This window comes from Pseudomonas fragi (genome assembly GCF_002269505.1).
GTDB lineage: Bacteria > Pseudomonadota > Gammaproteobacteria > Pseudomonadales > Pseudomonadaceae > Aquipseudomonas > Aquipseudomonas fragi_D.
Genome location: NZ_NQKQ01000018.1, coordinates 1 through 13,616, shown reverse-complemented (window position 1 = coordinate 13,616; position 13,616 = coordinate 1). Strand labels below are relative to the sequence as shown.

Here is a 13,616-nt window from a genome sequence, read left to right as displayed (position 1 = left end):
AGACCCTGGCTGGCATGACAGCAAACCTGTCGTGACCGGCACCGTGATGGAAGCAGCGTGATGAACTGGACTTGGTTTCACAAACTCGGCTCGCCCAAATGGTTCTATGCCATCAGTGGGCGGCTGTTGCCGTGGTTAAGCATTGCCGCGGTGCTGCTGATCACCTGCGGGGTGGTCTGGGGCCTGGCCTTTGCACCGCCGGACTACCAGCAGGGTAATAGCTTCCGCATCATCTATATACATGTTCCTGCGGCCATGCTGGCGCAATCCTGCTACGTGATGCTGGCGGTGTGCGGTGTGGTGGGGCTGGTGTGGAAGATGAAAATCGCCGACGTGGCCCTGCAATCCGCGGCCCCCATTGGCGCCTGGATGACTGCCGTGGCGCTGGTCACCGGTGCGGTGTGGGGCAAGCCGACCTGGGGCTCGTGGTGGGTCTGGGATGCGCGTCTGACCTCGATGCTGATTCTGCTGTTTCTGTACTTCGGCCTGATTGCCCTGGGCAACGCCATCACCAATCGCGACAGCGCGGCCAAGGCCTGCGCGGTGCTGGCGATTGTGGGCGTGATCAATATTCCGATCATCAAGTACTCGGTGGAGTGGTGGAACACCCTGCACCAGGGCGCGACCTTCACCCTTACCGAAAAACCGGCCATGCCCATGGAAATGTGGATGCCGCTGTTGCTCACGGTGCTGGGCTTTTATTGCTTCTTTGGCGCGGTGCTGCTGTTGCGCATGCGTCTTGAGGTACTCAAGCGCGAGGCCCGTAGCAGCTGGGTCAAGGCTGAGGTGTTGAAAGCTCTGGAGGGTGCGCGATGAGTTTTGCTTCTTTTGGCGACTTTCTCGCCATGGGCCATCACGGGGTGTATGTCTGGTCGGCCTATGGCATTTGCCTGGCGGTGCTGGGGTTGAACGTGGCACTGCCAATCATGGCGCGCCGGCGTTATCTGCAACAAGAGGCGCGTCGTTTGCGTCGGGAGAATTCGAAGTGAATCCGCTGCGCAAAAAACGCTTGATCATCATCCTGGCGATTCTGGTAGGGGTCGGCGCTGCCGTGGCCCTGGCTCTGAGCGCCTTGCAGCAGAACATCAACCTGTTTTACACCCCGACCCAAATCGCCAATGGCGAAGCGCCATTGGATACCCGCATTCGTGCCGGTGGCATGGTCGAGGACGGTTCGCTCAAGCGTTCGGGTGACTCGCTGGACGTGCAATTTGTGGTCACCGACTTCAACAAGTCCGTGACCATCCAGTATCGCGGCATCCTTCCCGACCTGTTCCGTGAAGGGCAGGGCATCGTCGCGCTGGGCAAGCTCAATGCCCAGGGCGTGGTGGTGGCCGATGAAGTACTGGCCAAGCACGACGAAAAATATATGCCGCCCGAAGTGACCAAGGCGCTGAACGAAAGTGGCCAATCCGCGCCTGTGCCTGCAAGTGAGGGTAAGTACTGATGTCTGGACTCTATATTCCCGAATTGGGCCATCTGGCCATGATTCTGGCCCTGTGCTTTGCCATCGTGCAGGCCATCGTGCCGCTGCTGGGGGCCTGGCGCGGCGACAAATTGTGGATGAGCCTGGCGCAACCCGCTGCCTGGGGGCAATTTGCCTTCTTGTTGTTCTCCTTTGCCTGCCTGACCTATGCCTTTATGGCCGATGACTTTTCGGTGGCGTACGTAGCCAGCAACTCAAACAGCGCACTGCCGTGGTACTTCAAGTTCAGCGCGGTGTGGGGTGCCCACGAAGGGTCACTGCTGTTGTGGGCGATGATCCTCGGTGGCTGGACCTTCGCCGTGTCGATCTTTTCGCGGCAGTTGCCGCAAGTGATGCTGGCGCGGGTGCTGGCAATCATGGGCATGATCAGTGTCGGCTTCCTGCTGTTTTTGATCCTGACCTCAGATCCTTTCGTGCGCTTACTGCCGCAGATTCCTTCGGATGGCAACGACCTTAACCCGCTGTTGCAGGACATTGGCCTGATTGTTCACCCGCCAATGCTGTACATGGGTTATGTCGGTTTCTCCGTGGCCTTCGCGTTCGCCATTGCCGCCTTGCTGGGTGGTCGGCTGGACGCTGCCTGGGCGCGCTGGTCGCGGCCGTGGACCATCGTGGCATGGGCCTTCCTCGGTATCGGCATCACCCTCGGTTCGTGGTGGGCTTACTACGAGCTGGGCTGGGGCGGCTGGTGGTTCTGGGACCCGGTGGAGAATGCCTCGTTCATGCCATGGTTGGTGGGTACGGCGCTGATTCACTCGCTGGCCGTGACCGAAAAGCGTGGTGTTTTCAAAAGCTGGACCGTTCTGCTGGCGATTGCCGCGTTTTCCCTGAGCCTGCTGGGTACGTTCCTGGTGCGTTCCGGCGTATTGACCTCGGTGCATGCATTCGCGTCCGACCCTGAGCGCGGTGTATTCATCCTGATCTTCCTGCTGTTTGTAGTGGGCGGTTCGCTGACCCTGTTTGCCCTGCGTGCGCCAGTGGTGAAAAGCCATGTCAGTTTCAAGCTGTGGTCGCGTGAGACCCTGCTGCTGGGCAACAACCTGATCCTGGTGGTGGCAGCGTCGATGATTCTGCTCGGCACCCTGTACCCGCTGATTCTGGATGCCATCAGTGGCGCCAAAATGTCGGTGGGCCCACCTTACTTCAATGCCCTGTTTATCCCGCTGATGGCTTTGCTGATGGTGGTGATGGCAGTCGGTATGCTGGTGCGCTGGAAAGACACGCCGGTCAAATGGCTGTTGGGCATGCTCACCCCCGTATTGCTGGGCAGCGCCGCGCTATCGGCCATTGCCGGGGTGGCCTATGGCGACTTCAACTGGGCGGTACTGACCACCTTTATGCTGGCGGCCTGGGTGCTGCTGGCCGGGGTGCGTGATATCGGTGACAAAACCCGTCACAAAGGCCTGATCAAAGGCGTGCGTAGCCTGACCCGCAGCTACTGGGGCATGCAGATTGCCCACCTGGGTATCGCCGTGTGCGCGTTGGGTGTGGTGTTGTCGAGCCAGCACAGTGCCGAGCGCGACTTGCGCCTGGCACCGGGCGAATCGATGGAACTGGGCGGTTATCACTTTATTTTTGAAGGTGCCAAGCACTTCCAGGGTCCGAACTTTACGTCAGACAAAGGCACTGTGCGTGTGATCCGTAACGGCAAGGAAGTCAGCGTACTGCACCCGGAAAAACGCCTGTACACGGTGCAGAACTCGATGATGACCGAAGCCGGGATCGACGCTGGTTTCACCCGTGACCTCTATGTTGCGCTGGGCGAGCCGCTCGATAATGGCGCCTGGGCCGTGCGGGTGCATGTGAAGCCGTTTGTGCGCTGGATCTGGTTCGGTGGCCTGCTCACAGGCTTTGGTGGACTGCTGGCAGCGATGGACCGTCGCTACCGGGTCAAGGTTAAAAGCCGCGTGCGTGAAGCACTGGGCATGACAGGAGCCACGGCATGAAACGTTGGTTGATGCTGGTCCCGCTGGCCGTTTTTCTCGGTATGGCGTGGTTTCTCTACCGAGGCTTGTATCTGGACCCGACCGAGTTGCCGTCGGCGATGATCGACAAGCCTTTCCCGGCCTTTAGCCTGCCTTCGGTGGAGGGTGACAAAACCCTCACCGAGGCTGACCTCAAGGGCAAGCCTGCGCTGGTCAACGTGTGGGCCACCTGGTGCATTTCGTGCCGGGTCGAGCACCCGGTGCTGACCAAGCTGGCCGATCAGGGTGTGCTGATCTATGGCGTGAACTACAAAGACGTCAACGAAGATGCGAAAAAGTGGCTCAAGGATTTCCACAACCCTTATCAGCTAGACATCAATGACGCAGACGGCTCCTTGGGCCTGAACCTGGGCGTGTACGGCGCTCCTGAGACATTCCTGATCGACAGCAAGGGCATCATCCGCCACAAGTTTGTCGGCGTGATCGACGAGACCGTGTGGCGCGAGCAGCTTGCGGGTAAATATCAGGCACTGGTTGACGAGGCCAAACCATGAAGCGCTGGCTAGCCGCCGTGGTGTTCGGTTTGACCCTGACCGGGGTTGCCCATGCAGCCATCGACACCTATGAGTTTGCCAACGACGCCGAGCGCGACCGTTTTCGTGAGCTGACCAAGGAACTGCGTTGCCCCAAGTGTCAGAACCAGGACATCGCTGATTCCAACGCCCCTATTGCCACTGACCTGCGTCGCGAGATCTATCGCATGCTCGGCGAGGGCAAGGACAACCAGCAGATCCTTGATTTCATGGTCGCCCGCTATGGCGATTTCGTGCTCTATAAACCGGCCCTGACCAGCAAGACCGCTGTGCTCTGGTTTGGCCCGCTGGCCCTGCTGGTGGGTGGCCTGGTGGTGATTGGCGTCATCGTCGGGCGCCGTCGTCGTACAGAGCAGGTTGCAGGTTCGGACACACTTTCTGCCGAGGAGCGCAAGCGCCTCGACACTTTGCTGGATAAAACCAAAGATGATTGATTTCTGGCTCGCAGCAGGCTTGCTGCTACTGATAGCCCTCAGCTTTTTATTGATCCCGGTATTGCGCGGGCGCCGTGCCCAGCGCGAAGAAGACCGTACCGCCTTGAACGTTGCCTTGTATCAAGAGCGGGTGGCCGAGTTGCAAGCCCAGCGCGAAGAGGGCGTGTTGACCGCTGAACAGTTCGAAACCGGCCGCGCCGAAGCGGCCCGCGAATTGCTCGCGGACACTGAAGGCGTGGCGCCGGGGCGGGTGTCCAGCCTGGGCAAGGCCATTCCGTTGTTGGCCGCAGTGCTGGTGCCGGTACTGGGCTTGAGCCTGTACCTGCATTTTGGTTCCAGCGACAAGGTCGAACTGACCCGCGAATTCTCCCAGCCGCCGCAATCCCTTGAAGAAATGGTCGCACGCCTTGAGCGTGCCGCTGCAGCACAACCGGATTCGGCTGAAGGCCTGTATTTCCTGGGCCGTGCCTATATGGCGCAAAACCGTCCGGCGGATGCGGCCAGGGTGTTCGAACGCGCGGCCAACCTGGCCGGTCGTCAGCCCGAGTTGCTGGGCCAGTGGGCACAGGCGCAGTACTTTGCCGACGATAAAAAATGGAGCGACAAGATCCAGGCGCTGACCGATGAAGCCTTGAAGGCCGACCCGAAGGAAGTCACCAGCCTCGGCCTGCTGGGCATCGCCGCCTTTGAGGACCAGCGCTTCGAACAGGCCATTGGCTACTGGCAACGGTTGATGACGGAACTGCCCGAGGGCGATGCTTCCCGCGCGGCGCTGGAAGGTGGTATTGCCAAGGCCCGTGAGCAACTGCAGGCCAGCGGCGGCAAGGTTGAAACTGCACCTGTGGCCAAGGCGATGGCCTCGATCAAGGTCAGCGTGGATCTGGCCGATGCGGTCAAGGCCAGTGCCTTGCCGGGCGACAGCGTGTTTATTTTTGCCCGTGCGGTATCCGGCCCGCCGGCACCGCTGGCAGTAAAGCGCGTGACCGTGGCGGATTTGCCGATCACCGTTGAACTGGGCGATGTCGATGCAATGCTGCCGCAATTGAAACTGTCGAACTTTCCTGAAGTCCAATTAATGGCACGCATCTCCCGTGCTGGCCAGCCGACAGCAGGCGAGTGGGTAGGGCGCAGCCAGCCGCTGTCCAGCAGCACTAAAGAGCTGCAACAGCTGACCATCGATAGTCCGGATAAATAGACATGCATCCACTTGCACGCATCACCTTGCTCACACTGGCTTTAGGCTTGAGCGCTTGTGCGGTTCACCAGCCTTACGAACCGCCTGCGCCCTCCACGCCGGTGCCGCAGCCGACGCCCCAGCCGTCAGGTAAACCTCTGCCGGACATGCCGATACCCAAGGCGCCAAAACCGCTGCCGCGCACCTCGGCGACCTTCGCGCCACCCCCCGGCGGCCCGAGCCACTGGGATGCGCGCATGGGCGTGTATGTGCTGGATAACCAGACCAACGTCTTCTACCGCCAGCGCGCCTACTACCGCTGGGACAACGGCTGGAGCCGCGCTGTGAGCCCCAACGGGCCGTGGGAAGAGACCGATATCAGCGGCGTACCGCCGGGGTTGAGTCGGCAGTTCAAGTAAAGCCAAGCGGCGACCTTCGGGTCGCCGTTTTTGTTTTGCACACCATGTCTGTCGCGCAGGGCCTTGCTGCAAGCCAAGCGCCGAAATATAGGCAGACAACAGGATTGCGTTTAGATCTAGCAAGAGATGAATAGGCCGAATTATATATTCCGGTATGTTTGTCGGAAATTAATTAGCTTGTTTGAGAAGTTTCGCACCTTAATCAGGAGCGGTACTTCTCTATCTGTAGGTTGGGTCTGAAATTACGGTGTTTTGTTTGAATGGGTGAGGGATTTGTACTAAGTTTGATTTTAAGGTTGGTAGCGATATGTCTTGTTTAAGTAGCTGTTGGGCTGAGCGGAGTGTTGTTTATCGCAGTTTGTATTGTTTGTATTGCCTTGCAAAAGAAGGTGAAATGTTATGTTTCTGGTTAAATATCTTTTTGGTCTTTGTCTGGTCATCATGATGGTCGCTGGCACTGTCAGCGCTGAGCAAAATAATAAGCGCGCAGACTTAATAACGGTTTATCAACAAGCAATTGTTAATGATGCGAAGCTGTCAGCCGCGCGTCATGAGTATATGGCTCTTCGCGAAACCGTTCCGCAGGCCAGGGCAGGGTTGCTGCCTGCACTCAGTATCGGTGGATCACTTGAGTCTGTCCGTTTGGCGATGGAAGAACCGGAGTTCTCGCGAGCGCGAAGCCAATCGGTATTTCATGCTGACATTAATCAACCCCTGTTTCGTCTCGATCGCTGGCTTCAACTCGACGCCGCACAGGCCAGCACAGCACGGGCCGAACTGGAGCTGCGTGCAAAAGAGCAAGGGATGATTCTTGGTGCGGCACAGGCCTATTTAGATACATTACGTGCACTGGACTCATTGGCAGCCTCGAGAGCCGAGGAGGCGGCACTAAAGCGTCAGCAAGAGCAGGCACAAGGACGGCTTGTCCATGGTGCCTCCAGTATTACCGATGTTTTGGATGCACGGGCAGCTTATGACACTGCCAATGCAAATCGAAAGCTGGCAGAACGTAAGGTTGACGATGCATTTGAAGCCTTGGTGCGACTCACTAACCACGAATATTCGTCAATCGAAGGTATTGATCACCACTTGCCGGTACAGGCGCCAACACCCAATAACGCAAAGTTTTGGGTTGGGAAGGCGCTGCAGCAAAACCTTTCACTGTTGGCCAGTAATTTTGCGGTAGTTGCTGCCGAACGTACCAATCAGCAGCAAAAAGCTGGCTTTGCACCCACCCTGGATATGGTGGCATCTTATCGCAAGGGAGATAACGACGGTTTTGGCTATAGCAACCCTGCTGGGGTTGGTGCTCCTGAATATCGAGGTGATGTTTCGCGAAATAGCATTGGGCTGCAACTAAATATTCCTTTGTATTCAGGAGGGATGACGCGTTCGAAAGTTCGCGAATCGACGGAGCGGTTGGCACAAAGTGAGGATCAGCGAGATGATCGACGGCGTGAGGTGGTGCAAAATACCCGAAATTTTCATCGTGCCATTAATTCGGATGTCGAACAGGTTGCTGCAAGACGGCAAAGTATCCTGTCCAGTCAGTCATCACTCTTGGCAACTGTGCGGGGGCGCGAGTTGGGCTCGCGCAGTCTCATGGACGTGCTTAATGCTGAGCGTCAGCTTTATGGTGCTGTCAGAGAATACAATAATGCGCGATATGATTATGTATTTAATACGCTAAGTTTGAAGCAGGTTGCAGGTGTATTGAATGCTGCAGATTTGACGTCGCTGACAATGTTTATGAACAAGGGTTATGATCCGGATCGTGATTTTCTCCCCCCCCGGCTAGCGGTGTTGAGCTGGTAAGGGCTTTTCTGTTTTCTTGTTTGGCCAGTTGTGTGTGGGTGTTGAGATTTTATCACCTGAGCAAGAGTTCGATTGTTTGAGCTTTTTGTAACTGTTCTTGATATTCAAAATATTAATGTAATGTATTTTCTCTGCAAAAGAGAGCGGGCGGCTCTATGGACGAAAATGGACAATCTGGATATGCAACTGCTTCTCCTCAACTGGATGCCGGTCTGGTTTGTTTAGTAATGTTGGCCCGCTTTCATAATGTGGCTGCATCGGCTGAACAAATAGCGTATGAGTTTGAAAATAAGTTATTCACGCCTGATGAGTTGCTGCTGGCCGCGAGAAAGCTTGGATTGAAATCCAGGTTGGTCACGACGACGCTTGTCCGACTCGCTAATACCCCGTTGCCTGCTATAGCCATTGATGGTAATGGGCGTTTCTTTATCATTGCCAGGGTTGATCAAGATCAAGGTAAAATTCTTATTCATGATCCCTGTGATGAGCGGGCAAATATCATCAGTGTCGAAGTGTTACGCAGCCGATGGAACGGTCAATTAATATTGATCAGGTCTGAAGCAGGTAGTCCTGGAGAAACTTCCCGATTCGATTTTACCTGGTTTATCCCTGCAATCGTCAAGTACAGGAAGTTATTGGGTGAAGTGCTATTGGTCTCTTTTGTGCTACAAGTTTTTGCACTGCTGACACCGCTTTTTTTTCAAGTGGTGATGGATAAGGTACTTGTGCACCATGGTCTGACTACATTGGATGTCGTTGCCATTGGCCTTTTAGTCATCATGTTATTCGAGTCAGCATTGAGTGGTTTGCGTACCTATATATTTGCCCATACGGCGAGCCGAATTGATGTGGAATTGGGCGCTAGGCTTTTTAAGCATCTGGTTAATTTGCCACTGGCCTACTTTCAAGCTCGTCGAGTAGGCGATTCTGTCGCACGTGTGCGTGAACTGGAAAATATTCGTAGTTTTCTGACGGGGAACTCGATAACGTTGGTATTGGATGTGATGTTCTCGGTCGTATTCATCGCCGTTATGTTCTACTACAGTGTCTGGTTAACACTGATAGTATTGTTCTCACTGCCACTGTATGTGCTGATTTCAGCGCTTATTACGCCTGTCCTGCGGGCACGACTGCAGGACAGTTTTAGCCGCGGAGCCGAAAATCAGGCTTTTTTGGTTGAAACCGTAAACGGTATTGATACGGTTAAATCCATGGCTGTTGAGCCACAGGTTATTCGTACCTGGAATAACCAATTGGCAGCTTATGTTGCTGCAGGGTTTAAAACGCAAAACCTCTCAATGCTGGCCAATGAATCAGTCAGTTTGATTGGTAAGTTAGTTACAGTAGCCACGCTCTGGATGGGTGCCAGATTGGTCATTGACGGTAGTCTCACGGTCGGTCAATTGATTGCTTTTAATATGCTTGCAGGCAGAGTCGCACAACCCATCATGCGAATGGCCCAGTTGTGGGCCAGCTTTCAACAAACGGGTGTCTCAGTTCAACGCCTGAGCGACATTCTAAATACGCCAACTGAATTGTCCCAAGGTAATCGCAGTGCCTTGCCTGCCCTTGAAGGGCATATTGAATTTGATCAAGTATATTTTCGCTATCGTACGGACGGTTCTGAAGTGCTTCGCGGTATTAGTGTCCACATCACCGCTGGCGAAGTTATTGGTGTGGTAGGGCGCTCGGGTTCTGGAAAAAGCACGATTACACGTTTGCTCCAACGCTTGTACGTGCCTGAACGTGGCCGGGTGTTAGTGGATGGCATGGACTTGGCATTGGCTGATGCATCTTCTTTACGTCGTCAGATCGGTGTGGTGCTTCAGGATAATATGCTGTTTAACCGCACTGTTCGCGAAAATATTGCATTGACTGATCCAGGTACTCCATTTGAAGTTGTTATGCAGGCGGCACAAATGGCCGGCGCACACGAATTTATTCTGGAGTTACCTGAGGGTTACGACACCGTGGTCGGTGAACATGGGGCTTCATTATCGGGTGGTCAGCGGCAACGGGTGGCGATCGCTCGAGCATTAATCGGAAATCCACGGATTCTTATTTTTGATGAGGCGACCAGCGCTCTGGACTATGAATCCGAGAGGCTTATTCAGCAAAACATGCAGCTTATTTGCAAGGGCCGCACGGTCATTATTATTGCTCACCGCTTATCAGCTGTAAGGGATGCGAATCGAATTCTTGTGATCGATCGAGGGCAAATTGTTGAGCAGGGCACCCATACAAATTTACTGACTCTTGAGGAGGGGCACTACGCTCGGTTGCATCGAATGCAACAGGGATAAGTCTCTGTGGCACGCACCCTGAATGTGTATGTCCTCAAAGGATGGTCTGTATGAGTGCTCGATCTGATTTGTTGCAACGCTACCGCTGTGCCTGGCGCGAGACATGGCGTAGCCGTAAAACCATGGATGCCCCAAAACGCCTGGCTCATGAAATTCAATTTTTACCTGCTGCATTAGAGTTACAGGACAAACCAGTACACCCTGCGCCGCGTGTGTTTATGTGGAGCATTATTTCTTTCGCCACATTGGCGTTGATCTGGGCCTGCCTTGGAAAAATCGAAGTCGTTGCCGTCGCTCCAGGGAAAGTTGTGCCCAGTGGCAAGACCAAAGTGATCCAGCCCAGTGAAACTGCAGTGGTCACAGCGATTCATGTCAGCGATGGTCAGGAAGTTAAAGCAGGCGAGGTGCTGGTCGAACTGGACTCCACTTCAGCAGATGCTGAAGTCAAGCGAGTGAAGGGGGATCTATTAGCGGCACGCATAGACAGTGTGCGTGGTGGAGCAATGCTGGAGGCGATCAATCATCAAAAAGCTCCTGAACCGCTTATTGGTCTGATTCAAGGTGCCACCCAGGAGCAAGTGCTGAGTGCCCAGCGTTGGTTGCAAGGGCAATATCAGGAGTATCGAAGCAAGATAGATCTGGTGGACGCTGAAATTGCTCAACGAAGCGCGGATATTCAGTCAGCCAAAACTCAAGTTTCCAGCTTGCAGAGAACCTTACCGATAGCTACTCGGTTGGCAGAAGACTACAAGCAGCTATTGGCACAGCAGTTTGTGGCAAGGCACGAGTACCTGGAAAAGGAACACGCGCGCCTGGACCTCCAGCGCCAACTCGGTGTTCAGCAAGCGAGCGTTTTGCAGTCCACTGCGGCGCACAGTGAAGCCAGCCGAAGACGGGAAGGGGTTGTGGCTCAAACCCGTCGTGCCATGCTCGATTTGCAGCAAGAAGCCAATCAGAAAGAAGCAAGCCTGGTTCAACAATTGACCCAGGCCACGTATCAAGAGCACCTGACCTTACTCAGGGCATCCGTAGATGGCACAGTCCAGCAACTTGCTATCCATACCGTCGGCGGGGTCGTTACGCCAGCGCAACAACTGATGGTGATTGTGCCGACTGGCCAGCCTGTGGAAGTTGAGGCCATGCTGGAAAATAAAGACGTGGGGTTTGTTCGGCCCGGGCAGGCGGTCACGCTTAAAGTTGAAACCTTCACCTTTACCAAATATGGAACCGTTGAAGGGGAGGTCGTCAGCATCTCTAATGATGCCATTGAGGATGAAAAACGGGGTCGAGTTTACAGCAGCCGTATTCGACTTAAAGTTGACAGACTGTTAGTGAAGGGGGAGCGCGTTGCGTTAACCCCGGGAATGTCCGTGACAGCGGAAGTAAAAACTGATCATCGGCGTGTGATTGATTACTTTCTCAGCCCTTTGCAGCAGCATATAAATGAAAGCCTGAGAGAACGTTAATTAAAGCAGAAGTTTTCTCAATGTGCCTGGTGGATGTTCCGTGTTTCAGTTTCAGTCTATTAAATGGCGGTTTTATATGAAAGTAAAAATAGCAGTTACGCTGATCGGCTTATTTTTCATGGCTTTTTTAATCGTAATCATACAGGAGCGAACTGATAAACAGACTCTGACAGAACTTAAAAAATTATCTGCATGGCTATCCAGTGCTGGATCTATAAATGCGGATGACCGGAGTTTTGTGAGTGATTGGACGAGAGGGTCGATCAAGTTTGCGGTTGCAACGACGGGCAGATTCTTGACCGATAAGGAATTTCAAGTTGTTTCAGATGGTTTGGCGCAAAGCATCGCGCACACTGTTTTAGAGGAGGGTGGCATCCTCGCTGTGCACGAGTTGATTGAAGCGGACATAAATGCAACGGTTCAGGGGTTTAACTTGGAAAGGTGGCACTGGCCTGGCACCCTATATGACCAACTTCCATACCCATTCGGTTGGGGGCAGGATTTTGTTCAAGTAACCGGCAATAGCCGTATGGAGTATATTAAAAATATGGGGGGCGCGCTTATGCAAACTGTAGCGGGGCTCAATCGATACCTTGATCGCGACACACTGCTTGATACAGTGCTTCATTGGAAAATGGCCCGTGACGCTAATAGTTGGGTTGACGACAATATATACAGATTGTTCCCTGAGACTTTCGTGCCGGCAGCTGAATAAATAAAGGTTGAATGAGAACCTTCGGCGTCACTGCGTCTCAGTTGTGCTTGCAGAGGAAGATATGAAGAGGTGTCGAAGAGGGTTGAAGTATTATTTTTCAATACTTTATGTCGTGATCTGGCAGTTGTTGAGAGTCGGGGCTGCAGGTCTTTTGCTAATGTACTATGTGCCGGCATTGTTTATTATGTTTAGCGCTCAATATGTTTCATATGAAGATGCTGAGCGCTATGAAAATTATCAGCCATCCAATTCTTACGTTGCGTGCGGGATGATATCGGGAATCGTTATTGAATTGACCGGGAAGTATATCGTGTTCTGGCCTGAGTACGAGGGAAAGAACTCGTGGGATAAAGATTTTATTTTAAATTAAAAGGGCTGTGATGCCAATCTTAGATTATTGGATTTAACGGTTTCATGACCTGGATTTAAAATTGTCAAGTCTGAGGATTATTTTGCCAAGCGAGACGAAAAATCAATATTGGAGGTCGCTGTAACTCTGTTAGTAAAGAGAGATAATTTCATGAGTCGTAAGCTTGGATTTTATGCGTTGGCCGGTCGGAGTGGAGCTGTTTTAAGTGCTAAAGATAAGAGTTTCGCAGTCGGGCTTAATCTTTTTTCTGCTGATCGTAGTGATAATGTTTTACGGATTTTATGAATCGCTACTATTGGTCAGAAATTAATGGTGAGGTGACTGTTTTGTTTGAGTGTTATCGAGCACGCAAAAAATGATCAGCTAGATGACTGTGAAGGATATTTTCTTCTTGATGAGTTCGAAACTTTTGTGAGAGTCAGGTTTTCGTTTGATGAGATGACGTATTGGCAGGGGATAGTTGAAAATACAAAACGTTTTGTTCTGTCTAAAGTGAAAAATGAATAATATTTACGTCGTAATATCACGATTTAAGAGAGGTCAGTATGAATGTGCATAGGGTTGGTATTCTTGCTGCGCTGTCTGCTTTTTCATGTTCAGTATTGGCTGAGTGTGTTTTGTTCGAAGGTCAGCAGGCAAAACTTTCATACAGGCTAAATACTTCAGCGGAAGAGTGTAAGTATGTACGCTATAACGGGGGGAGTGTTGTAACTCTGGATGTGAGTTATCCAGATATGAAAATTGTTAATTCCAAGATTATTAGTGATTCGATGGTGTCTATTTATTTGGTCTCTATATTCGGGGAATATAATCAAGACGCGATTTTTGAAGGGAGGCAGGGCGGTCTCAAGGAACAAGTGCAACACCTGATGTAAGGTGTTGCCATGTCTACCCAATACAAACACTTGAGTACCGA

Annotated in this window: 14 protein-coding genes; all 14 read left to right on the top strand. The window is 53.0% G+C overall.

The annotated features are described in order from the left end of the window. Positions 1-57: 57 nt before the first annotated feature. The 14 genes from CJU81_RS15925 (at position 58) to CJU81_RS23845 (ending at position 13,575) form a co-directional block, all read left to right on the top strand. Complete coding sequence (locus CJU81_RS15925; protein WP_176464856.1) at positions 58-816, top strand: heme ABC transporter permease; 759 nt, start codon at positions 58-60, stop codon at positions 814-816. Further along, a complete protein-coding gene (gene ccmD / locus CJU81_RS15920) occupies positions 813-989 on the top strand; it encodes a heme exporter protein CcmD (RefSeq protein WP_016781528.1) in 177 nt (58 codons plus the stop codon). Before CJU81_RS15925 ends, ccmD begins: the two co-directional genes overlap by 4 nt. Then, positions 986-1,447 (top strand): cytochrome c maturation protein CcmE, encoded by a 462-nt coding sequence (gene ccmE, locus CJU81_RS15915; RefSeq protein ID WP_016781527.1) that lies wholly within the window; start codon positions 986-988, stop codon positions 1,445-1,447. The genes ccmD and ccmE overlap by 4 nt, the downstream gene beginning before the upstream one ends. Then, positions 1,447-3,432: a heme lyase CcmF/NrfE family subunit gene (locus CJU81_RS15910; RefSeq protein ID WP_176464855.1), complete on the top strand. Its 1,986-nt coding sequence runs from the start codon at positions 1,447-1,449 to the stop codon at positions 3,430-3,432. Before ccmE ends, CJU81_RS15910 begins: the two co-directional genes overlap by 1 nt. Then, on the top strand, positions 3,429-3,965 hold the full coding sequence (locus tag CJU81_RS15905; RefSeq protein ID WP_095037411.1) for a DsbE family thiol:disulfide interchange protein: 537 nt from the start codon (positions 3,429-3,431) through the stop codon (positions 3,963-3,965). The genes CJU81_RS15910 and CJU81_RS15905 overlap by 4 nt, the downstream gene beginning before the upstream one ends. Beyond that, entirely contained in the window at positions 3,962-4,438 is a 477-nt protein-coding gene (locus tag CJU81_RS15900; protein ID WP_095037410.1) for a cytochrome c-type biogenesis protein, read from the top strand. The genes CJU81_RS15905 and CJU81_RS15900 overlap by 4 nt, the downstream gene beginning before the upstream one ends. Then, positions 4,431-5,633, top strand: coding sequence for a c-type cytochrome biogenesis protein CcmI (gene ccmI / locus CJU81_RS15895; protein ID WP_095037409.1), 1,203 nt, complete (start codon positions 4,431-4,433; stop codon positions 5,631-5,633). Before CJU81_RS15900 ends, ccmI begins: the two co-directional genes overlap by 8 nt. 2 nt (positions 5,634-5,635) lie before the next feature. Then, entirely contained in the window at positions 5,636-6,031 is a 396-nt protein-coding gene (locus tag CJU81_RS15890; RefSeq protein WP_095037408.1) for a hypothetical protein, read from the top strand. Positions 6,032-6,430: 399 nt separating this feature from the next. Continuing rightward, a complete protein-coding gene (locus CJU81_RS15885) occupies positions 6,431-7,846 on the top strand; it encodes a TolC family outer membrane protein (RefSeq protein ID WP_095037407.1) in 1,416 nt (471 codons plus the stop codon). A gap of 155 nt (positions 7,847-8,001) precedes the next feature. Continuing rightward, entirely contained in the window at positions 8,002-10,149 is a 2,148-nt protein-coding gene (locus CJU81_RS15880; protein ID WP_095037406.1) for a type I secretion system permease/ATPase, read from the top strand. Between the two features lie 50 nt (positions 10,150-10,199). Then, on the top strand, positions 10,200-11,615 hold the full coding sequence (locus CJU81_RS15875) for an HlyD family type I secretion periplasmic adaptor subunit (RefSeq protein ID WP_095037405.1): 1,416 nt from the start codon (positions 10,200-10,202) through the stop codon (positions 11,613-11,615). 40 nt (positions 11,616-11,655) lie between these two features. Beyond that, a complete protein-coding gene (locus CJU81_RS15870; protein WP_141232612.1) occupies positions 11,656-12,330 on the top strand; it encodes a hypothetical protein in 675 nt (224 codons plus the stop codon). 520 nt (positions 12,331-12,850) lie between these two features. Beyond that, positions 12,851-12,985 (top strand): hypothetical protein, encoded by a 135-nt coding sequence (locus tag CJU81_RS24255; RefSeq protein ID WP_254924886.1) that lies wholly within the window; start codon positions 12,851-12,853, stop codon positions 12,983-12,985. Positions 12,986-13,245: 260 nt separating this feature from the next. Further along, the gene (locus CJU81_RS23845; RefSeq protein ID WP_141232611.1) at positions 13,246-13,575 is read left to right on the top strand and encodes a hypothetical protein; all 330 of its coding nucleotides are present in this window, start codon (positions 13,246-13,248) and stop codon (positions 13,573-13,575) included. The last annotated feature ends 41 nt before the right edge of the window (positions 13,576-13,616 follow it).